This is a genomic window from uncultured Abyssibacter sp., assembly GCF_964000955.1.
Lineage (GTDB): Bacteria > Pseudomonadota > Gammaproteobacteria > Nevskiales > OUC007 > Abyssibacter.
This window is the reverse complement of sequence record NZ_CAXFCL010000244.1, coordinates 1-20,752: the sequence shown is the minus strand read 5'-3', so window position 1 is coordinate 20,752 and position 20,752 is coordinate 1. Positions and strand designations below refer to the sequence as shown.

Annotated in this window: 22 protein-coding genes and 1 other RNA gene; 19 read left to right on the top strand and 4 right to left on the bottom strand. The window is 66.7% G+C overall.

Features of this window, described 5'->3' with window-relative positions:
• Window positions 1-23 precede the first annotated feature (23 nt).
• The gene (locus ABNS06_RS11920; protein ID WP_348674819.1) at window positions 24-995 is read right to left on the bottom strand and encodes a calcium/sodium antiporter; all 972 of its coding nucleotides are present in this window, start codon (window positions 993-995) and stop codon (window positions 24-26) included.
• 78 nt (window positions 996-1,073) lie between these two features.
• Complete coding sequence (locus tag ABNS06_RS11915) at window positions 1,074-2,507, bottom strand: deoxyribodipyrimidine photo-lyase (RefSeq protein WP_348674818.1); 1,434 nt, start codon at window positions 2,505-2,507, stop codon at window positions 1,074-1,076.
• Window positions 2,508-2,590: 83 nt separating this feature from the next.
• Between ABNS06_RS11915 and ABNS06_RS11910 the strand changes: the two genes are divergently transcribed.
• The 11 genes from ABNS06_RS11910 (at window position 2,591) to ABNS06_RS11860 (ending at window position 11,664) form a co-directional block, all read left to right on the top strand.
• Window positions 2,591-3,505, top strand: coding sequence for an ABC transporter ATP-binding protein (locus tag ABNS06_RS11910; protein WP_348674817.1), 915 nt, complete (start codon window positions 2,591-2,593; stop codon window positions 3,503-3,505).
• The gene (locus ABNS06_RS11905; RefSeq protein ID WP_348674816.1) at window positions 3,498-4,298 is read left to right on the top strand and encodes an ABC transporter permease; all 801 of its coding nucleotides are present in this window, start codon (window positions 3,498-3,500) and stop codon (window positions 4,296-4,298) included. The genes ABNS06_RS11910 and ABNS06_RS11905 overlap by 8 nt, the downstream gene beginning before the upstream one ends.
• Window positions 4,299-4,313: 15 nt before the next feature.
• Complete coding sequence (locus ABNS06_RS11900; RefSeq protein WP_348674815.1) at window positions 4,314-4,535, top strand: BolA/IbaG family iron-sulfur metabolism protein; 222 nt, start codon at window positions 4,314-4,316, stop codon at window positions 4,533-4,535.
• Window positions 4,536-4,548: 13 nt separating this feature from the next.
• Window positions 4,549-5,805, top strand: coding sequence for a UDP-N-acetylglucosamine 1-carboxyvinyltransferase (murA, locus tag ABNS06_RS11895; RefSeq protein ID WP_348674814.1), 1,257 nt, complete (start codon window positions 4,549-4,551; stop codon window positions 5,803-5,805).
• Window positions 5,806-5,828: 23 nt separating this feature from the next.
• Complete coding sequence (gene hisG, locus ABNS06_RS11890; RefSeq protein ID WP_348674813.1) at window positions 5,829-6,458, top strand: ATP phosphoribosyltransferase; 630 nt, start codon at window positions 5,829-5,831, stop codon at window positions 6,456-6,458.
• Complete coding sequence (gene hisD / locus ABNS06_RS11885; RefSeq protein ID WP_348674812.1) at window positions 6,451-7,758, top strand: histidinol dehydrogenase; 1,308 nt, start codon at window positions 6,451-6,453, stop codon at window positions 7,756-7,758. The genes hisG and hisD overlap by 8 nt, the downstream gene beginning before the upstream one ends.
• A gap of 206 nt (window positions 7,759-7,964) precedes the next feature.
• A complete protein-coding gene (gene petA / locus ABNS06_RS11880) occupies window positions 7,965-8,558 on the top strand; it encodes a ubiquinol-cytochrome c reductase iron-sulfur subunit (RefSeq protein WP_348674820.1) in 594 nt (197 codons plus the stop codon).
• A gap of 1 nt (window position 8,559) precedes the next feature.
• A complete protein-coding gene (locus tag ABNS06_RS11875) occupies window positions 8,560-9,804 on the top strand; it encodes a cytochrome bc complex cytochrome b subunit (RefSeq protein ID WP_348674811.1) in 1,245 nt (414 codons plus the stop codon).
• Between the two features lies 1 nt (window position 9,805).
• Window positions 9,806-10,555 carry a cytochrome c1 gene (locus ABNS06_RS11870; RefSeq protein ID WP_348674810.1) on the top strand — a complete coding sequence of 250 codons (750 nt, stop codon included), beginning with the start codon at window positions 9,806-9,808 and terminating at the stop codon, window positions 10,553-10,555.
• 9 nt (window positions 10,556-10,564) lie between these two features.
• Complete coding sequence (locus ABNS06_RS11865) at window positions 10,565-11,209, top strand: glutathione S-transferase C-terminal domain-containing protein (RefSeq protein WP_348674809.1); 645 nt, start codon at window positions 10,565-10,567, stop codon at window positions 11,207-11,209.
• 29 nt (window positions 11,210-11,238) lie between these two features.
• Entirely contained in the window at window positions 11,239-11,664 is a 426-nt protein-coding gene (locus ABNS06_RS11860) for a ClpXP protease specificity-enhancing factor (RefSeq protein WP_348674808.1), read from the top strand.
• Window positions 11,665-11,770: 106 nt separating this feature from the next.
• Here ABNS06_RS11860 and ABNS06_RS11855 read toward each other — a convergent pair whose 3' ends face one another.
• Together ABNS06_RS11855 and ABNS06_RS11850 are read right to left on the bottom strand one after the other, a co-directional pair.
• Window positions 11,771-12,136: a YraN family protein gene (locus ABNS06_RS11855; RefSeq protein ID WP_348674807.1), complete on the bottom strand. Its 366-nt coding sequence runs from the start codon at window positions 12,134-12,136 to the stop codon at window positions 11,771-11,773.
• Window positions 12,133-13,977, bottom strand: coding sequence for a penicillin-binding protein activator (locus tag ABNS06_RS11850; RefSeq protein WP_348674806.1), 1,845 nt, complete (start codon window positions 13,975-13,977; stop codon window positions 12,133-12,135). Before ABNS06_RS11850 ends, ABNS06_RS11855 begins: the two co-directional genes overlap by 4 nt.
• A 16-nt stretch (window positions 13,978-13,993) precedes the next feature.
• Here ABNS06_RS11850 and rsmI point away from each other — a divergent pair, with 16 nt between their 5' ends.
• The 8 genes from rsmI to ABNS06_RS11810 all read left to right on the top strand — a co-directional run.
• Window positions 13,994-14,860: a 16S rRNA (cytidine(1402)-2'-O)-methyltransferase gene (rsmI, locus tag ABNS06_RS11845; RefSeq protein WP_348674805.1), complete on the top strand. Its 867-nt coding sequence runs from the start codon at window positions 13,994-13,996 to the stop codon at window positions 14,858-14,860.
• Window positions 14,861-14,906: 46 nt separating this feature from the next.
• An RNA gene (rnpB, locus tag ABNS06_RS11840) (RNase P RNA component class A) lies at window positions 14,907-15,261 on the top strand.
• Between the two features lie 337 nt (window positions 15,262-15,598).
• Window positions 15,599-16,054 (top strand): division/cell wall cluster transcriptional repressor MraZ, encoded by a 456-nt coding sequence (mraZ, locus tag ABNS06_RS11835; RefSeq protein WP_348674804.1) that lies wholly within the window; start codon window positions 15,599-15,601, stop codon window positions 16,052-16,054.
• Between the two features lies 1 nt (window position 16,055).
• Window positions 16,056-17,021, top strand: coding sequence for a 16S rRNA (cytosine(1402)-N(4))-methyltransferase RsmH (rsmH, locus tag ABNS06_RS11830; protein ID WP_348674803.1), 966 nt, complete (start codon window positions 16,056-16,058; stop codon window positions 17,019-17,021).
• Window positions 17,022-17,024: 3 nt separating this feature from the next.
• Complete coding sequence (gene ftsL / locus ABNS06_RS11825; RefSeq protein WP_348674802.1) at window positions 17,025-17,291, top strand: cell division protein FtsL; 267 nt, start codon at window positions 17,025-17,027, stop codon at window positions 17,289-17,291.
• A complete protein-coding gene (locus ABNS06_RS11820; protein WP_348674801.1) occupies window positions 17,288-19,042 on the top strand; it encodes a penicillin-binding protein 2 in 1,755 nt (584 codons plus the stop codon). Before ftsL ends, ABNS06_RS11820 begins: the two co-directional genes overlap by 4 nt.
• Complete coding sequence (locus tag ABNS06_RS11815) at window positions 19,039-20,568, top strand: UDP-N-acetylmuramoyl-L-alanyl-D-glutamate--2,6-diaminopimelate ligase (RefSeq protein ID WP_348674800.1); 1,530 nt, start codon at window positions 19,039-19,041, stop codon at window positions 20,566-20,568. The genes ABNS06_RS11820 and ABNS06_RS11815 overlap by 4 nt, the downstream gene beginning before the upstream one ends.
• Window positions 20,555-20,752, top strand: a 198-nt coding sequence (locus ABNS06_RS11810; RefSeq protein ID WP_348674799.1) for a Mur ligase domain-containing protein, incomplete at its 3' end; no start/stop codon positions are given. The genes ABNS06_RS11815 and ABNS06_RS11810, both read left to right, overlap by 14 nt.

Sequence of the window (20,752 nt, the reverse complement as noted above, 5' to 3'; positions counted from 1 at the left end):
CCGGATGCAATGTGGTCATGGTCCTACCCCGCGATGAGCAGCAGCGCCTCGTAGCCCGCGAAGGCCGCGAGCAGCATGCCGCCCTCGATGCGTGTGATCTGTCCCCGTCCGCGCCAGCCGATACACATCAGATACAGCAGGCCGGTCAACGCCAGCATGACCGGTCCGTCGCGGGTGAGCACGGCGGGCTCGACGGCGCCGGGGTGCAGCAGCGCGGGCATCGCCAGCACCACGAGCAGGTTGAAGATGTTGGAGCCGAGGACGTTGCCCAGCGCGATCTCCGGTTCGCCCTTGAGCGCGCCCGCCACCGACGCCGCCAATTCGGGGAGACTCGTGCCCAGCGCGACGATCGTCAATCCGATGACCAGTTCGCTGATACCGAACGCGTTGGCCAGATTGACCGCGCCCCAGACCAGCAGCTGCGAGGACAGCGGCAGCAGCACCAGTCCGACGAGGGTCCAGAACAGCGCGCGCCCCATCGGTGCCTTTTCCGGAACATCCAGCGCGAGTTCGTCGCCACCGCTCGCCGGCACTCCCGCCTTGGCCATGCGCGCCATCCAGATCAGCACCGCGACCAGGCCCACGACCAGCACGGTGCCGTCGAATCGGCCGAGGTGGCCATCCGCCATCAGCAGAACCGCGGCCACGCAGACCACCGACACCACGGGCAACTCGCGCTTGAGTACCGAACTCTGGATGACCAGCGGCATGACCAGTGTCGTCACTCCGAGAATCAGCGCGATGTTGGTGATGTTCGATCCGATGGCATTGCCGATCGCCAGGCCGGTCTTGCCCTGCAACGAGGCGACCGCGGCCACGAACATTTCCGGCGCCGACGTGCCCAGTCCGACCACGGTCAGTCCGACCAGCAACTTGGGCACGCCCAGATCCTGCGCCAGGGCGGCGGCGCCGGCGATGAAGCGGTCCGCGCCCCAGATCAGAAGCACGAAGCCAATGGCGATGGCGCCGACGCTGAGCAGCAGTGTGGGGTCCAAACGGAGGCCTGGGCGGGCAGATGGGCCGCGAATGATAGCGAACCTGGGTGTTCGCGCGTGCGTGAACGGAATTGGCGATCAGCCCTTGACCGCGTCGTAGGCGGCCAGTGCGGCCTGGCGACTGGCCTTGAGGTCGACGATGGGCAACGGGTAGTCGTGCCCCAGTCGCAGCGCCGCGGCCCGGAGCACGTCGGCCGGTGCCGACCACGGTGCGTGAACATACCGGTTCGGCAGCCGGGCGAGTTCGGGCACGAAGCGCCGGACGTAGTCACCGTCGGCGTCGAATTTCTCGCCCTGCGACACCGGATTGAAAATGCGGAAATAGGGCGCGGCGTCGGCACCGCAGCCGGCGATCCACTGCCAGCCCAGCGTATTGTTCGCCAGATCGGCATCGACCAGCGTGTCCCAGAACCAGCGGGCGCCTTCCAGCCAGTGGTGGCGCAGGTTCTTGGTCAGCAGGCTGCCGACGATCATCCGGACGCGATTGTGCATCCACCCGGTTCGCCAGAGCTGGCGCATCCCCGCGTCGACGATGGGGATGCCGGTGCGGCCACGTTGCCAGGCGTCCAGATCCTGCGCGTTTCCGTCCCAGGAGAATTGGCGAAAGCGGGGGTTCATGACCGCTTCGGTGGTGTGCGGAAAATGGAACAGCAGGTGATGCGCGAACTCCCGCCAGGCCACTTCGGACAGGAACTTGTCCGCGTTCTTCGCGCTGCGCGTGCGGCCGTCGTCGCTGCTCGTCGCCCGGGTGGCCGCGAGCACCTCGCGTGGCCCGATCTCGCCGAAATGCAGGTGGGGTGACAGGCCGGATGTCAGGTCCTGCGAGGGGATGTCGCGGCCGTCGGCGTAGTGCTCCAGCGAGTCGGTGAGGAATCCGTCCAGCCGCTGGCGCGCGCCGTCGGCGCCTGGTGTCCAGTGTCGGGAGAAGTCGTCCGCCCAGTTCAGCGTTGGCAGCAGCTCCAGGCTGGCCAATGGTTCGCTGGGAATGTCCGGCGGCGGTGGCAGCGTCGGGACGGGGGCGGGCGATAGCGCGCCGATGTCTTCGCGGATGGCTTTCCAGAACGGTGTGAACACGCGGTACGGGCCGCCGCTGCCCGTTTCCACGGTCCAGGGTTCGGCGAGCAGGGCCGCGTTGAAGCTGCGCGTCTCCACGCCATCGTCGCGCAGCGCCTGCTTGATCCGGCCGTCGCGCTCCCGGGTCGCCGGGTCGTAGAGCCGGTTCCAGCAAACGGCGTCCGCTCCCGTCGCGTCGATGCACTCTCGCAGGACCTCCAGGCTGGGGCCGCGGCGTATGACCAGCTCGGAGCCGGCGTCGCGCAGGGCGTCGGACAGACGTTCCAGCGAATGATGCAGCCACCAGCGGCTGGCGCCGCCCGGAGCCCAGGGCGCCTCTTCGTCCGGGGCATGGATATAGAGGATCAGCAGCCGCTCGCAGCGGGCGGCGGCGTGGGTCAGTGCCGGGTTGTCCGAAAGGCGAAGGTCGCGCCGGAGCCAGACGATGCGCGTCGACATGATTCTTCAATGTCCGTGCGTCACAAGACAGGGAACGGCCGGTCCGTATAATGCGCGGCCTTTTCCCACGGTAACCCAGCGGAATGACCCAAGCGATTCGTGTCGAGGGCGTGGAAAAACGCTACGGCGCCTTGCACGCGCTCAAGGGCGTGAGCTTCGGGATCGAGCAGGGCGAGTACTTCGGCCTGCTGGGCCCCAACGGCGCCGGCAAATCGACCCTGATCAACATCACGGCGGGACTGGTGCGTGCCAGCGGGGGGCATGTGTCTGTGATGGGGCATGACGTGGTCGGTGCGTTTCGCCCGGCTCGTCAATCGCTGGGTGTGGTGCCCCAGGAAATCGTCTACGACCCGTTCTTTTCCGTGCGGGACATTCTGCGCATTCAGGCGGGTTACTTCGGCTGCGGTCGCGAGGCCTGGCCCTGGATCGAGGAATTGCTGGAACGCCTGGACCTGACCGACAAGTGCGAGGCCAGCATCCGCCAGCTGTCCGGCGGCATGAAGCGGCGCGTGTTGATCGCGCAGGCACTGGTGCATCGTCCGCCGGTGGTGATTCTCGACGAGCCCACGGCCGGTGTGGACGTGGAGCTGCGCCGGACGCTGTGGGAATTCACCCGGGAGCTGCACGCCGCCGGTCACACCATCGTGTTGACCACTCACTATCTTGAAGAGGCGGAGGCGCTCTGCGAGCGCATCGCCATCATGGACCACGGTGAGCTGAAGGCGCTGGAGAAGACCGGCGATTTCCTGGCGCGCCATCCGTTCCGCTTCCTGCGACTGTCCATCGATGGCCCGGGCACGGTTCCGCCGGCGATCGAGCGGCTGGTCTGCGCGCGTGACAACGACGAGCTGGAGCTGCGGCTGACCCGGGGGCAGGATTCGGTGGCCGATGTGCTGGACGGTTTGCGTGACGCCGGGTTCCGTGTCACCGATGTCCACACCCGCGAGCCCAGTCTCGAGGACATTTTCGTCGAGCTGACGGGAGATTCCGATGAATAGCCCGGTCGATCAGGCCGCGCTGGCCAGACGCTTCAATCCGCGCGGTACCTGGACGCTGTTCCAGAAGGAAGTCCGCCGCTTCCTGAGCGTCATCGGCCAGACTGTGCTGGCGCCGGTGATCACGGCCGTGCTGTATCTGCTGGTGTTCCAGCACGTGCTGGAGGACCGGGTCAACGTGTATCCGGGTGTGGGTTACACCGCGTTCCTGATTCCCGGTCTGGTGATGATGAGCATCATCCAGAACGCCTTCGCCAACACCTCGTCGTCGCTGACGCAGTCGAAGATCATGGGCAACCTGGTGTTCCTGCTGTTCGCGCCGTTGTCGGCGGCGGAGATCTTCGTCGCCTTCGTCGCCGCGGCGATCGTTCGGGCGACCTGCGTGGCCGCGGCGCTTTACGCGGTGGGCTGGCTGTTCATCCCGCTGCCGTTGCAGGCGCCGCTCGCCGCGATTGCCATGCTGATCCTGTCGGCGGCCTGCCTGGCCGTGCTCGGGCTGATCGCGGGCATTCTGGCGCAGAAGTTCGACCATCTGGCGGCCTTCCAGAACTTCTTCATCATGCCCTTCTCCTTTCTCTCCGGCGTGTTCTACTCGATTCATTCGCTGCCGGAGTTCTGGGAGCATGCGTCCCGCTTCAACCCGTTCTTCTACATGATCGACGGGTTCCGCTACGGGTTCTTCGGTGTCGCGGACGCTCCCATCAGCCACTCCGTCGGCGTGGTGATCCTGTTTTTCGTACTGCTGTCGGGCGTGGCACTGCAAATGCTGCGCACCGGCTACAAGATTCGCAGCTAGGCGATCGGTGATTTCATGGATGCACTGACAATCAAGACCCTGATCGAGGCCGGACTGCCGGACGCGCAGGTCGAGGTGATCGGCGACGACGGTCAGCATTTTCAGGCGACGGTGATCTCTCCGTCCTTCGCCGGGCAGTCCGTCGTGGCCTGCCACCGCATGGTCTATGCCACGCTGGGCGATCGCATGGGCACGGAGATTCACGCCCTGCAACTGCGCACGCGCGCGCCGAACTGAGCGCGGTCGCCACATGGACAAATTAGCGATCACCGGCAATGGCCCGCTGGACGGCGAGGTCCGCGCGTCGGGCGCCAAGAACGCCACGTTGCCGATTCTCTGCGCCGCGCTGCTCACCGACGAGCCGCTGATGGTGCACAACGTCCCGCATCTGGAGGACGTGACCACGACCAACCGGTTGCTGGCCCGCCTCGGCGCGGACGTCACCATCACCGACCAGTACGGCGTGCGCGTCCACGCGCAGACGCTGGATTCGCACGAGGCGCCCTATGAGCTGGTGAAGACCATGCGGGCGTCGATTCTGGTGCTGGGGCCGCTGCTGGCGCGCCATGGCGCCGCGCGTGTCGCGCTGCCGGGCGGTTGCGCCATCGGTTCGCGGCCGGTGGATCTGCACATTGCCGGCTTGCAGGCGATGGGTGCGGATATCGATGTCGACGCCGGATTCATCGATGCCCGCGCCGGTCGCCTCAAGGGCGCCCGCATTGTCATGGAGACGGTGACGGTGACTGGCACCGAGAACCTCATGATGGCGGCCTGCCTGGCTGAAGGGGAAACGCTGCTGGAGAACGCAGCCCGCGAGCCGGAGGTCGTCGACCTGGCCCGTTGCCTCCAGGCGATGGGTGCGCAGATCGAGGGAGCGGGTACCAGCACCATCCGCATTCGCGGCGCCGAATCGCTGCATGGGGCGGAGCATCGCGTGCTGCCCGATCGCATCGAGACGGGCACCTTCCTGGTCGCCGGCGCGATCTCGCGCGGCCGGGTCCACGTGCGCGATACCGATCCGACGCTGCTGGATGCGGTGCTGCTCAAGCTGGAAGCCGCCGGCGCGGTGATCGACACCACGGACACCAGCATTACGCTGGACATGCAGGGCCGTCGCCCGCGCGCCGTGAATATTCACACCGCACCGCACCCGGCGTTTCCGACCGACATGCAGGCGCAGTTCACGGCGTTGAATGCCGTGGCCGACGGAGTCGGCACGATCACCGAGACGATTTTCGAGAACCGCTTCATGCATGCGCTGGAGCTTCAGCGCATGGGTGCCGACATCAAGCTGGAGGGGCACACGGCCATCGTCCGTGGTCGCGATCGCCTGCGCGCCGCGCCGGTGATGGCCACCGACCTGCGCGCCTCCGCCAGTCTGGTCATCGCCGCGCTGGCCGCGGAAGGCGAAACCGTGGTCGATCGCATCTATCACATCGACCGCGGTTACGAATGCATCGAGGAGAAACTCTCCCAGCTCGGTGCGATCATCCGGCGTATTTCCTGATTTGCTGCTGACGGGTCTGACCCATGCTTTCGATCGCTCTCTCCAAGGGACGCATTCTCAAGGACACACTGCCGCTGCTGGCGACGGTGGGTATCGAGCCGATCGAGGACCCGCATACCAGTCGCAAGCTGATCTTCGAGACCCGCCGCGGTGACGCCAAGCTGATCGTCATCCGTGCCTCGGACGTGCCGACCTTCGTCGAGCATGGCGCCGCGGATATCGGCGTCGCCGGCAAGGATGTGCTGATGGAGCACGGTGGCGACGCGGTCTACGAACCGCTGGACCTGAACATCGCGCGATGCAAGCTGATGGTCGCCGGGCGGCCGGGTTGTCTGGACGTGGGGCAGCGGCGCCTGCGGGTGGCGACGAAGTATGTCGAGACCACCCGGCGCTTCTTCGCGGCGCAGGGTCGGCAGGTGGAGCTGATCAAGCTGTACGGTTCGATGGAACTGGCGCCGCTGGTGGGTCTCCCCGACGCCATCGTCGATCTGGTCGACACCGGCAACACGCTGCGCGCCAACGGTCTGGAGCCGCTGGAACCGGTCGCGGACATCAGCTCGCGGCTGATCGTCAACAAGACCGCGATGAAGATGAAGCATGGCGAGGTGCAGCGGCTGATCGACCAGTTGGCCAAGGTGACGGCCGATGCTTGAGATTCAGACCATCGCGGCTTCGGATGCCGACTTCTGGGAACGGGTCGACGCGCTGGCCACCAGCGACGCCGCCGAGCGCCCCGAGGTTCGCGAGACCGCGGAGGCGATCTGCCGGGATGTGCGCGAACGCGGCGACGCGGCGGTGCTGGAGTACACACGTCGTTTCGACCGGCGTGACGATCTCACCGACCTGGGCGCATTGCGGCTGACGCCGGAGGCGATGCGCGAGGCCTTCGAGGCGCTGAGCGCCGAGGCCCGCGACACGCTGGTGCGGACCCACGAGCGGCTGGTGCGCTTCGCCGAACAGCAGGTTGCGACCAGCTGGCGGATCACCGACGACATCGGCTGCGAACTGGGCGAGCAGGTCACGCCACTGGACCGCGCCGGGCTTTACGTCCCTGGCGGCAAGGCCAGTTATCCGTCGTCGCTGCTGATGAATGCCGTCCCGGCTCGCGTGGCTGGCGTGGGCGAACTGGTCATGGTCGCGCCGACGCCGGACGGCCAGATCAACCCGTGGGTGCTCGCGGCCGCGCATCTGGTCGGCGTCGACCACGCGTTCTGCATCGGCGGGGCGCAGGCGGTCGCGGCCATGGCCTACGGCACGGACACCGTGCCCGCCGTGGACAAGATCGTCGGGCCGGGCAACGCCTACGTGACCGCGGCCAAGCGCCATGTGTTCGGCACAGTGGGCATCGACAAGCTGGCGGGGCCTTCGGAGATTCTCGTGATCTGCGACGGGCAGACGGATGTCGACTGGACGGTGCTTGATCTGTTTTCCCAGGCCGAGCATGACGAGGACGCGCAGGCGATGCTGGTTTGCCCGGACGCCGACTACCTGCGGCGGGTTCGCGAGCGGGCGGATGTGATGGCGAGCGAACAGTCGCGCGAGCGCATCATCCGCCAGTCGCTGGCGGCGCGCGGCGCGCTAATCCATGTCGAGTCGCTGGAGCAGGCGGCCGAGGTCGCGAACCGCCTGGCGCCGGAGCATCTGGAGCTGTCGGTAGCCGATCCCGACGTCCTGCTGCCCGGCATCCGCCACGCGGGCGCCATCTTCATGGGGCGGCACACGCCCGAGGCCTTTGGCGACTACTGCGCCGGGCCGAATCATGTGCTGCCGACCGGGCGCGGCGCGCGGTTCTCGTCGCCGCTGGGTGTGCACGATTTCCAGAAGCGGACCAGCCTGATCCAGGCCAGCCCGGCGGCGGCGACCCGGCTGGCGCCGTTGGCGGGGCATTTCGCCGATGTCGAGGGGCTGACCGCGCACGCCGATTCGGCTCGTGCGCGAGGGGGCAATGCGTGACACCGCTGGTAGGTATTCAAGCGGCCGGTGGTCGGACTGAGTGTGTGGTCGCTGTGCTATACTCGCGCACTGCCTGAGCAACCGGCACCTCCCGTGTGCACACGCCGTCTTCCGGTGTGCTGGGCCACGCCGCCAGGCGCCAATTGCGTGGTCAATTCAGCTTTGTCTATTCAAGTTGTCAATCAATTAGGGGCAGCATGAGCCAGGTGAAAGACGAGGGCGTGGACGCGGGGAAGCGTCGGTTCCTCACGCTTGCAACCTCGGTGGTCGGCGGCGCAGGAGCCGCGGCGGCCGCCGTTCCCTTCCTCGCGAGCTTCAAGCCGAGCGCCCGTGCCAAGGCACTGGGTGCGCCGGTCAAGGCCGACGTCAGCAAGATCGAAGAAGGCGCTCGCATCACGTACACGTGGCGCGGAAGCCCGGTCTGGGTGGTCAAGCGGAACGAGCGCATGCTCGGCACGCTGCCCAAGCTGACCGGTGAGCTTCGTGACCCGCAGTCCGAGCAGCCGCAGCAGCCGGAATACGTGGACGCCGAGACGCGATCGATCAAGCCGGAACTGCTGGTCATGATCGGGCGTTGCACGCATCTGGGCTGTTCCCCGCTGTACCGTCCCGATGCGGATGCGGCCGATGTTCCCGGTGAGTGGATGGGCGGGTTCTTCTGCCCCTGTCACGGTTCCAAGTTCGATCTGGCCGGCCGCGTCTACAAGGGCGTGCCCGCACCGCTGAACATGGAAGTGCCGCCGCATCGCTACGAATCGGATGCGGTGATCATCATCGGCGAAGACACGGAGGCCGCGTAACATGGGCATCCAGGCCAACCCCCACAAGACGACCGGCTTTCTCGGCTGGATCGACGACCGCTTCCCGCTGACCAAGCTGTGGAAGGATCACGTCGCCGAGTACTACGCGCCGAAGAACTTCAATTTCTGGTACTTCTTCGGCTCGCTGGCGATGCTGGTGCTGGTCAACCAGCTGCTGACCGGCATTTTCTTGGCGATGCACTACAAGCCCGACGCCGCGCTCGCGTTCGGCAGCGTCGAGTACATCATGCGCGACGTGCCCTGGGGCGACATCATTCGCTACATGCACTCGACCGGCGCATCGGCGTTCTTCGTCGTCGTGTACCTGCACATGTTCCGTGGTCTGATCTACGGCTCGCACCGCAAGCCGCGTGAGCTGATCTGGATCTTCGGCTGCCTGATCTATGTGTGTCTGATGGCCGAGGCCTTCATGGGCTACGTGCTGCCCTGGGGTCAGATGTCCTACTGGGGCGCGCAGGTGATCATCTCGCTGTTCGGGGCGATCCCGGTCATCGGTCCGGACCTGGTGGTCTGGATTCAGGGTGACTACGTCCCGTCGGATGCCACGCTCAACCGCCTGTTCTCGCTGCACGTGGTCGCATTGCCCTTCGTGCTGGTCGGCCTGGTCATCGCGCATCTGATGGCGCTGCACGAAGTCGGTTCGAACAACCCCGATGGCGTCGAGATCAAGAAGGTCAAGGACGAGAACGGCATTCCCAAGGACGGTATTCCTTTCCACCCGTATTACACGGTCAAGGACGTCATGGGTGTGGTGTTCTTCCTGATCCTGTTCTCGGTGGTGCTGTTCTTTATGCCCGAGGGTGGAGGCTACTTCATCGAAGCGCCGAACTTCGTGGAAGCCAACCCCGCCGTGACGCCGGATCACATCGCGCCGGTGTGGTACTTCGCGCACTTCTACGCAATGTTGCGTGCGGTGCCGTCGAAGCTGGGGGGCGTGATCGTCATGGCCGCGGCCGTGTTGATCCTGTTCTTCCTGCCCTGGCTGGACCGCAGTCCGGTGAAGTCGATTCGCTACAAGGGGCCGCTGTTCAAGATCTCGCTGGCGATCTTCACGCTGGCGACGATGATGATGTTCTGGCTGGGCACCGAGGCGCCGACGACGGTGAAGACCAACCTGGCCCGCGCGGGCACGGTGATCTACTTCGCCTTCTTCCTCGGTTTGCCGCTGATCTCCAAGCTGGACTCCACCAAGCCTGTCCCGGATCGCGTCACGGATGCGCACTGACATGAAGCCAATGATCCTACGCATCGTCACCGTCGGCGCCTTGCTCGCGTCGGCGCCGCTGTTCGCCGCTGGAGGCGGCGCACTGCCATACCACTACTCGCCGGAACTCGGTAACGAGGCATCGCTGCAGCGCGGCGCCAAGTTGTTCATGAACTACTGCTCGGGCTGTCATGGCCTGGAGTACCTGCGCTACAACCGCATGGCCGAGGATCTGGAGATCCCCGAGGATCTGCTGACCGAGAACCTGATCTTCACCGGTGCCAAGCCCGGCGAGCACATCAATACGGCCATGCCCAGCGAACCGGCCTCGACATGGTTCGGGCAGGCGCCACCCGATCTGAGCCTGACGGCCCGGTCGCGTGGGCCCAGCTGGATCTACAGCTACCTGCTGACGTTCTACGTGGACGAGTCGCGGCCGATGGGCGTCAACAACCTGGTGCTGCCGGGTGCGTCGATGCCGAACGTGCTTGCGACGCTGGAAGGCTGGAAGGCCATGGACCACCACGACGGTGAGTCGGATGGGGGGCATGGCGGCAGTCACGAGCCGGCCTTTGTCGAGATCGAGCCGGGTGAGCTGGACGAGGCGGAATTCCGTGCGGCCGTGGGCGATCTGACCAACTTCCTGGCCTATGCGGCCGAGCCCGGCAAGCGGGATCGTCACGCACTGGGCTTCAAGGTCATCGGTTACCTGATCGTGCTGTTCATCCTCTCGTGGCTGCTCAAGCGCGAGTACTGGAAGGATGTCCACTGAGGCTCTCCCATGAGTGAAAGCGCCGTGCTCGCCAGTCGTCGAGCCTACCTCACGATCTTTTCCCGGCCATCCGGACTGCTGTCCCATCTGGTGCGGCTGGTTGTGCGCGAGAAAAATCTCGCCAACGTCAACATCGAGTATCTGAGGCCGGGTGACGACAACGAGGATCTGGTGCATCTCAAGGTCGATACCGCGAGCGAGTTGCCGGTCCTCATCGATCGGCAACTGGTGCTGACCGATGTGCGCACGATCGTCGAGTACATCGACGAACGCTTCCCGCACCCGCCGCTGATGCCCATTGATCCCGCCGAGCGTGCTGCGGCGAGGCAGGCCATCGAGGAAATCCGCGGCGAGTTCTACAAGATGGCGGACATCATCGAGAACGGATCGGCGGCCAAGGTGCGTGCGGCACGCAAGACGCTGCTCTCCGGCCTCACCGGGCTGGCGACGAGCATGGGGCGGCGCAAGTATTTCCTGGGCGCCGACCTGAGCCTGGTGGATTGCGCGATGGCACCCGTGCTGTGGCGTCTGAACACGCTGGGCGTGAAGATGCCGGCCTCCGCCGAGAACCTGAACGAGTATGCCCAGCGTCTGTTCGCGCGACCGGCATTCAAGGCGAGCCTCACCGAGATTGAGGAAGGGTTTCAGGATTAGCTCGTGAGAGCCGGTTCCCCCTCTTTGTTGTGACCACCTCGCGGCGTCCCTATCTGATCCGGGCCATGTATGACTGGCTCGTGGACAACGACTTTTCGCCGCATCTGCTGGTCGACATCGCCGTCGAGGGCGTACAGGTGCCGCCCGGCTATGCGCAGGACGGCAAGATCGTCCTCAACATCAGCCCATCGGCGGTCCGAGCGCTGAGTCTGGAGAACGAGGGCATCTCGTTCGAGGCTCGATTCAGCGGGCGGGCCATGTCCGTCTGGGTGCCGGTGCAGTCCGTGCTTGCGATCTACGCCCGTGAGAATGGCGAGGGCATGATGCTCCAGGGGCTGGACGATGGCGATCCACCGCCCGACGGGGAACCGCCGACTCCGCCCGACACGCCCGAGCCCGATGATGATGCCGGTGGCAAGGGCACGCGGCGTGGCCACCTGAAGGTCGTCAAGTAGTCCGAATCGGGTCCCGGGCCCGCCCGGGATTGCCAGATTGGTGAGTGCGTTCTGGCCCGCGTGGCTGTGCTGTCGGTCGATATCCCCTTGAGGCCGTGTTTCCGCGTCACTCGGCGTCGAATGCGGCCTTGATCCACTGAATGCGCTCTTCGGCGGGTCCGCCGTCGATCGCGACCACGTCGAACCGGATCGGGGCGGCGGCGTGCTCGGGGTTGTGGCTGAGCCACCAGCGTGTGGCGGCGATCAGCCGCCGCTGCTTGTGCCGTGTCACCGTCGCGGCGGCGTCGCCGAACGACGCGCTGGAGCGCTGTCGAACCTCGATCATCACGAACGTATCACCATCGCGCATGATCAGATCGATTTCGCCGAGTCGGCACCGCACGTTCCGATCGTGGCGGCGCAGGCCCTGGCCCGCCAGCCAGCGCTCCGCCCGGGTTTCGGCCGCCGCGCCGCGGCGCAGTCGTCCGATCAAGGCGTGTCGGCTTCGGGCGGCAGCGGTACGGGCACGCCGCGCTCGAACTGAGCCCATTGGAGCCGATGGCCCACCGTGCCGTCCGGACGAACGTAGAGTTGCCCTGTTGCCGAATCGATCAGCGGTCCCGAGGCGAGTCCGTCATTGGAGAGAGCCGGCAGCAGTCGGTAGGCGTCGAACCCGAACGCGTAGAGGCGGGGAAATCTCGCGTGCACGCTGGGCCACAGTGTCTCGACCTGCTTGCGCACATCCGCAATCGCTCCACTGTCGTCCAGAATCCACGGGATCTCCGGGTAGAGGATGCCTTCCAGATCAGCATCGCGCTGCGCGTCCGGCTGTCCGTCGAAAACCTGTGAGGTCGCGATGACCGGCAGGTCGCTGGCGAAGTGAAAGCGCAGCTGCGGCTTGATCGCCCGGGCCGTTTGCGCCGGCGCGGCGAGAAACACGAAGTCGACATCGTTGCGGCGTCGTGGCTGAAATTCGGGCCGGAAGCCGAGTGCCCGGGCCACCTCGCGGTGGCGGTCGCGACTTGCGTCGAGCTGGAGGACGTCGCGAATCGGACCGGAGAAGTCGCGGGCGTTGGGGTCATAGGTTCGTGATGCCAGCACCCTGCCGCCCCGCGCCTGCAGCCGTTCGGCCATCGCGAGCATGGATCGTGCGCCCCAGTCGGATTCCGGCACCAGGGCGATGACGCGCTTGAGGCCGAGGTCGAAGGCCTTGTCCGCGATCTGCCGGGCCTCTTCCTCGGGGCTGAGCGCGAACTGGTACTTGCGACCGATGGCCCGACCGGTGTCGGTGGCCTGGTTCAGCGCCAGCACCGGGACACCACCGGTGACGGCATTCGTCACCGTGTCCACGGCGTCCTTGCGCAGCGGGCCGACGATGATGTCGGGGGACAGCGCCAGCGCCGCCTGCAGGGTCGCGAAGACATCGCCCGAGCCCGTGTCGAATACATGGACCTCGCCAAAGCCACCGCCCAGCATCCATGCCGCCATGAAGCCGTCGCGCACCGCTTGCCCGGGAGCGGCGTAAGGGCCCGTCTGTGGCAGCAGCAGCGCGATGCGCGCCGGCGGTGTGGCGGTCTCCGCCGCGCGGCCCATCGCCTCGCCAAGGTAGCGATCCGCGGCGGGATGTCCGAAATGCTGCTCACGCCACTGCGCGGCGGCGTTCTGGCGTGCCGCCGGGTCGCTCCACACCGATCGCGCGAGCCGCGCCAGCTCCAGCCAGCCCTGCGTCGTGGGGTCCAGGGCTTGGGCGCGCTCGAACATGGCTGGCGCCAGCGGTGCCTGCATCAGGCGATCCCAAAGCTGTTCACGATTCGCCGTGACGTCCTCCGGGTTCGTCAGGTAGGCCTCGCGCTGGACCAGCGCCTCGACGGCGTAGGGAAGGTCCCCGATCTGGAACAGGCCTTCCGCATATGCCGACTGGATGCGGTCGTTGTACTGCGGACGGTAGGTGGGTGAGGGTGGCGGCAGCACATTGAGCGCCGGCAGTGGATGGCCCTGCTGCAAGGCGATTTCCGCACGCAGGATGTCCGGAAGGACGCGCTGTTCGGCGGGTAGGGCGCTCGTGTCCACCCCGGTCAGCGCGCGAACGGCGGAACCGGTGTCCTGTGCCTGGACGTACAGCTCGGCAGCCTGCAGTCGCAGCTGGCTGCCTTGCGACACGCCGGCCCCGGCCGCCTGCTGCATCAGCCGGGCTGCCCGCTCGGCGGGGCCGAGTTCGACTGCCGGCGCGTTGACGGTGGGCGATGGCGCCGGGACCGGGGTGGTCGAGCAGGCGGCGAGACACAGGGCGGCCAGGCCCGCCAGGCAAATCGGGTAAGGTGCGCGCAGATTCATCCGCGAAGTGTACCCAGTGCCCGAGGATTTCGCCGTCGAACCCGGTCGCCTTTATGTCGTGGCCACGCCCATCGGTCACCTCGGCGACCTGTCACCCCGCGCGTCCGCGGTGCTGGCCGGGGTCGATCTGATCTGTGCGGAAGACACCCGCACCAGTCAGCGGCTGCTGGCGCATATCGGCGTCAGGGTGCCCATGCGCGCGCTTCACGACCACAACGAGCGGGAGCAGGCGGAGGCCATCGCCAACCGGATTGCGGAGGGCGAGGCGGTCGCGCTCATCTCCGATGCAGGAACGCCGCTGGTCAGCGATCCCGGTTTCCGGCTGGTGCGCGCGGTGCGGGGACGCGGGTGTCCGGTGGTGCCGATCCCGGGTCCGAGCGCCGTTCTTGCCGCGCTCTGCGCTACCGGGCTGCCCACTGATCGTTTCGTGTTCGAGGGCTTCCTCCCTGCCAAGCCCGGTCCGCGGCGCCAGGCGCTGGAGTCGCTGCGCAACGAGCGGCGGACCATGGTGTTTTTCGAGGCGCCGCATCGAATTGCGGACTGCGTGGAAGCGATGGCCGAGCAGTTCGGCGATAGCCGACCGGCGTGGTTGGCGCGGGAGTTGACCAAGCGCTTCGAGGAATTCGTCGGCGACACGCTGGGCGACCTGGTGGCGTGGCCCTCCGTGCATCCGGATGCCGTGCGCGGCGAGATGGTCCTGGTTGTTGGCGGTTGTCCGGAGGCGGATGCGGAGTCGGTCATCGATGTCGACCGTCTGCTGGGCTTGCTGCTGGACCGTCTGCCCACCAAGCAGGCGGCGGGTCTGGCGGCTGAGATTTCCGGTCAGCCGCGCAACGCGCTGTATCAGCGGGCGCTGGAGCTGAAGCGGGACGCGGCGGACTGACAGGTTTCACGATTGCCGCTGCGGCGTTTGCGATACCATGCGCGCCGGAGTCGGCCAGGCAATCGCTGCACGCTTGCGTGTGGAGGAAAGTCCGGGCTCCACAGGGCAGGGTGCCAGGTAACGCCTGGGCGGCGTGAGCCGACGGCCAGTGCAACAGAGAACAGACCGCCGATGGCCCACTTCGGTGGCGCACAGGCAAGGGTGAAACGGTGCGGTAAGAGCGCACCGCGCGACCGGCAACGGAAGCGGCACGGTAAACCCCACCCGGAGCAAGGCCAAATAGGGGAACCACAGGCGTGGCCCGCGCTGTTCCCGGGTAGGCTGCTTGAGGTCCGTGGCGACGCGGATCCCAGATGAATGATTGCTCTCGACAGAACCCGGCTTATCGGCCGACTCCGTTTTCTCAACGGCCCGGTGTGACTCACCCCTCCACCGCGCACCGCTTGTCGGAAAGATTCCCCACCTTTCACCACCCGCGCGGGATTTCTCGCGTGGATCTCGGTGCGTATCCACTTTAGGATACTCCGTTAAGTCGTTGTTTTACGGTTCATGTGTTGAGCCATGCGCCGTGCCAACGCTGTGCTCTAAATCCCTGTTTTAGCTGTGGTTTCCCACAGCATTTTCACTGTGATTTCACCTTGACTCGCCCTGTGGTGGCTCCTATAGTCCCGCAAATGGTTCGAAGTGGGGAATTGTGGGTTAACAATTCCTCCCGGTCACCGGGACGAGGACATCGCAATGATCAGTTTCAGCGGGACAGACCTGCTGACAATGGACGCAAAGGGGCGCGTGGCCTTGCCGGCTCGCTATCGCCAGCCCCTGTCCGAACTGTGCGGTGCCCGCCTGAAGATCACGCTTCCGGCCAAGCCGGAAGATCGGTTGCTGGTCCTCTACCCGCTGCCCGAATGGGATTCCGTGCAGGCGCAGCTCAAGGCGTTGCCCTCGACCAAGCCCTTTGAATTCCTGCGTCGCCGCATCGTCGGTCACGCCAAGGACATCGAGCTGGACAAGCAGGGCCGCATGCTGGTGCCGCCGGAATTGCGCGAGGCCGCCCAGCTGGAGCAGCGCATCGCCATCGTGGGGCAGATCAACAAGCTCGAGATCTGGTCCGAGCCGCTTTATCGCGATGCGATGTCGCCCGAACAGGTTTCCGCGGAGGACCTCGACGCCGCGCTGGCCGAGGTGAGTCTGTGACATGGCGGCTGTTCTGCAACGTTCCGTCTCTCCGCTGATGCCATCCAACCGGCACATTTCCGTGCTCTACGATGCGGCGCTCGACGCAATGGGCGTGCGCGAGGACGGCTGCTACATCGATGGCACCTTCGGTCGGGGCGGGCATACGGCTGGGCTGCTGGAGCGTCTGGGCCCGAGTGGCCAGGTCATCGCCTTCGACAAGGACCCGACCGCCTGCCAGGCCGGCTGGGTCCGGTTCAAGGGCGATCCGCGGCTGCGTCTGGTGCATGGGGGTTTCGAGACCCTGGGCGCCTGGGCGAGTGAAGCCGGCTTGAGCGGCCAGGTTGACGGCATCCTGCTCGACCTCGGTGTGTCCTCGCCGCAGCTGGACGACGCCGAGCGCGGATTCAGCTTCATGCGCCCCGGTCCGCTGGACATGCGCATGGATTTCACGACTGGCGAGACGGCCGCGCAGTGGCTGGCCCGCGCCGACGCGCGGGAGATCGCCGACGTGCTCTGGCGCTACGGCGACGAGCGCCAGTCGCGGCGTATCGCAGCCGCCATCCTGCAGCAGAGGGACGAACGCCCGCTGCGGACGACGGCCGATCTGGCCGCGCTGATCGAGGGCATCGTCCGGCGCAAGCCGGGTGCGTCGCACCCCGCCACGCGCAGCTTTCAGGCGATTCGCATGCACGTGAATCGCGAGCTCGAGGCGCTGGAGTCGGCGCTGGAGCAGAGCATGGACGTGCTTGCCGACGGCGGGCGGTTGGTGGTGATCACCTTCCACTCGCTGGAAGACCGGATCGTCAAGCGCTTCATGCGGCAGTACGCCGAGCCGCCGCTGCCGCCGGTTCCGGCGGCGCCGCGTCCTGAACCCTCGCTGGATCTGGTCATCCGCAAGCGGCGACCCGGTCCGGATGAGATTGCCGAGAACCCGCGTGCTCGCAGCGCCACCTTGCGAGCGGCCGAACGCCGCCGGCGGAGGTGAGCCATGCGCCGGGGCTGGGGTACTGCTGTGATCGCGACGCTGATTGCGACCACAGCCATCGCCGTTGCGGTGAGCAAACACCGTAGTCGCGCCTTGCTGGACGCTCAGCAGGAGCTGAGCTGGGAACGCGATCGTCTCAAGACCGAGTGGGCGCAGCTGCAACTCGAAGAGGCTGCACTGGCTGCGCACGGTCGCGTCGAGAGTGTGGCGCGCGAGCGCCTGGATATGCAGGAACCCACTGATTTCGTTGCCGTGGAGGTCACGCCATGAGTCGCGCGCGCGGCAATCATCGACTGGAAGCCGCCGAGCCGCAGCCGGTTTCGCCCTGGCGTGCCCGCGCCATTCTGCTGGGTCTGGCCTTTGGCGTCGTGGCACTGGTGGGTCGCGCCTTCGAGTTGCAGGTTCGCGACCGCGAGTTTCTTGAGGCGGAGGGCGCCAAGCGGTTCGAGCGCACGGTCGAAGTGCCGGCCGGTCGGGCTGCGATTCGTGATCGGCGCGGCGAGCCGCTGGCGCTGTCGGCGCCGGTGGAGTCGGTGTGGGCGGTGCCGGAGGATTTGCTCGCCGACACCCGGGCGCTGCCTCTGGTGGCCAGGTTGCTGGATCAGACGCCCGCCGAGCTGCGGGACTTCCTGCAGGCGCGCGAATCGCGGCGCTTCGTCTACCTCCGGCGGCACATGGCGCCGGCGGATGCACGCAGGGTGCAGGCGATCGACGCCGATGGCGTGTTCCTGCAACGCGAATACCGGCGCTTCTATCCGGCCGGCGAGATTGCCTCGCAGCTCGTCGGCGTGACCAATATCGACAACCGCGGTCAGGAAGGGATGGAACTCGCCTACGACGAGTGGCTGCAGGGCACGCCCGGCAGCCGTCGCGTGATTCGCGACCGCACCGGTCGCGTGGTCGAGGATCTGGCCGAGTTCACCCCGCCGGACCCGGGCGAGGATCTCTATCTGTCCATCGATCTGCGCCTGCAATACGTCGCCTATCGCGAGCTCAAGGACGCGGTGGAGCGCAGCGGTGCGCGCGGCGGTCTGGTGCTGCTGCTCGACCCCCGCAGCGGCGAGGTGCTGGCGATGGCGAGCCAGCCCGGTTTCAATCCGAACCGGCGTGAGGAGATCGGCACGGCCGGCGCGCGCAACCGCGTCATCACCGACACCTTCGAGCCGGGGTCCACGGTCAAGCCGCTGCTGATCGCCCATGCGATGGATGCCGGCGTCGTCGACTGGCGTACCCAGATCGACACCGGACTGGGCTACTACAAGGTCGGTCGCCTCCAGGTCCGCGATTTTCGCGGCTATGGCGAGCTGGATCTGGCCGGCATTCTGCGCAAGTCCAGCCAGGTCGGCGCCGCGAAGATCGGGCTGGATGTCGGCGCCGAGGGCGTGTGGTCGGGCTACAACGATTTCGGCCTGGCGGAAACCGTCGGCACCGGTTTCCCGGGCGAGGCCAGTGGGGTCATGCGTCATTTCACCGAATGGGGTGAAATCGAGACCGCGACCGCTTCCTACGGTTACGGCCTGGCCGTGACCGCGCTGCAACTGGGGCGTGCCTACGCCAGCCTGGCTGATGACGGACGGTTGCGACCGCTGTCGCTCACCAGGCTGGACGAGGTGCCGCCGCCGCTGCGGCAGGTCGTCTCCGTTGAGAACGCGCAGCGGGTCCGGCACTGGCTGGAAGGCGTGGTGGCACCCGATGGCACGGCCAACCGGGCGGCGGTGCCCGGTTACCGCGTCGCCGGCAAGACCGGCACCGTGCGCAAGGTCAAGGCGGACGGCTATGACGAGAACACGCACATGGCGTTGTTCGCCGGGATGCTGCCCGCTGACAACCCGCAGGTCGTGGGGCTGGTGGTCATCGATGAGCCGCAGCATGGCGGCTACTACGGCGGTGTGGTCGCCGCGCCGGTGTTCGCCAGCGTGATGAAGAGCGCGGCGCGTCTGCTGCGCATTCCTCCGGCTGATTTTCAGCCGCCCGCTTCCGAGGCGCTGACCGCCTCCACCGACCAGCCCTCGCGCACATGATCGTCCCGCTCACACAGCCGCCGAGGTCCCTGGCCTCCATCCTGGAGGGCTTCGTGCCGCCGGCCGCGGATTTGTCGGTGTCGGTCCGGGGCGTGGAGACCGATTCCCGGCGCGTGCGCGACGGTAGCCTGTTCCTGGCCTGCAGCGGATTCGAATCACACGGGCTGAGCTACCTGGACGATGCCCTAAAGCACGGGGCGGCGGCCGTGTTGTGGGAGCCCGAGCCGGGAGTGGAAGCGCCCGACATCGGCGTGCCGGTCTGGCCTGTCGAGCAGCTTCGGCGTCACGCCGGCGAAATCGCCGCGCGCTATTACGATCATCCGTCGCGGGAGCTGTTCTGCGTCGGCATCACCGGTACCGACGGCAAGACCTCCACGGCCTATTTGCTGGCCCATGCGCTGACCCGCCTGGGTGATGCCGCGGGCTATCTGGGCACGCTGGGTTACGGCCCGGTCGATGCGCTGGAGCTGGCCAGCCACACGACGCCGGATGCGGTGCGCATCCAGCGCTGGATGCGACGGCTGGTCGATGACCGGTCGCGCGCAATGGTCATGGAAACCTCGTCGCACGCGCTGGATCAGGGTCGCGTGGCCGGCGTGGAGTTCGACGTCGGCATCCTGACCAATGTCGGTCGCGATCACCTGGATTACCACGGTGACCTGCAGCGCTATGCGGCCGCGAAGCGGCTGTTGTTCGACGTGCCCAGCCTGCAACTCGGCGTGCTGAATCGCGATGACGACCTTGGCGCAAGCTGGGCCGAGGACCTGCGGTCGAAACTGCCGGTCTGTGTCTACGGTATCGAGGGCGAGTCGCCCAGAAGCGGGCCATTCGCGCTGGCCCGTGACGTGCGCCTGACTACGCGGGGGCTGCGGTTTCGCCTGCAGACTCCGGCGGGTTCGCGCGAGGTTGAAAGCGGGCTGCTGGGCCGCTTCAACATCTACAACCTGCTCGCCGTCGCGGCGGTGCTGGAGCATCGCGGCGTATCGCTGGATGACATCGTCGGCGTGCTGCCCAAGCTTGGCACCGTGCCGGGCCGGATGGAGGGCTTCACCGCGCCGAACCGGCCGCTGGCCGTTGTTGACTACGCGCACACGCCGCAGGCATTGGCGCATGCGCTGGATTCGCTGCGGCCGCATTGCGACGGCAGGCTGATCTGCGTGTTCGGCTGCGGCGGTGATCGCGACACCGGCAAGCGGGCGCTGATGGGTAGCGCGGCGGCCCGGCTGGCCGACGCCGTGGTCGTGACCGACGACAACCCGCGCAGCGAGTCGCCGTTCGACATCGTCCAGTCGATTCTCGAGGGTATGGGCGAGCGCCGGCATGTGCGTGTCGAACACGATCGCGAGCGGGCGATCCGCTCCGCGATCGACGAGGCGCGGGCCGGAGATATCGTCCTGATCGCCGGCAAGGGACACGAGACCGAACAGATCATCGGCACCGAGCGCCGACCGTTCTCCGATCGCGGCATGGTGTCGCAGATCCTGCATGGCGACTCCGGCCTGGAGGCTGCACGTGGACACGCTTGACTGGGTCGCGGGCGCCGTCGGCGGCACGCTGCATGGGCCCTCCGTGCGGTTCAACGGCGTGACGCAGGACACCCGGAATCTGCGGCCGCAGGACTTGTATGTCGCGCTCAAGGGAGAGCGTTTCGACGGTCATGCCTTTCTGCGTAAGGCGGCGTCGCTGGGCGCGGCCGGTGCCCTGGTGTCT